A 266-nucleotide genomic window follows, 5' to 3' on the forward strand; every position below is an offset into this window, starting at 1 on the left:
GCGTTCAGCCTGGGCGCCTGCGGCCTGTTCTTCGCCTTTGTCGGCATCGAACTGGGCGTGCTGCCCGAAGCCCTGCCTGTCTCTTATACACATCTGACGCTGCCGACGAAATGCGAACAGTGTAGATCTCGGTGGTCGCCGTGTCATTAAAAGGGGGGGGGGGGGGGGGGGGGGGGGGGGGGGGGGGGGGGGGGGGGGGGGGGGGGGGGGGGGGGGGGGGGGGGGGGGGGGGGGGGGGGGGGGGGGGGGGGGGGGGGGGGGGGGGG

1 pseudogene is annotated in these 266 nt (G+C 76.3%); it reads right to left on the reverse strand.

Going from position 1 to position 266, the window contains the following annotated elements:
• A pseudogene (locus JHD82_RS29705) lies at positions 1-266 on the reverse strand (hypothetical protein); the annotation flags it as partial.

The sequence above is a fragment of the Delftia sp. ASV31 genome (assembly GCF_016428765.1).
GTDB lineage: Bacteria > Pseudomonadota > Gammaproteobacteria > Burkholderiales > Burkholderiaceae_C > Comamonas > Comamonas acidovorans.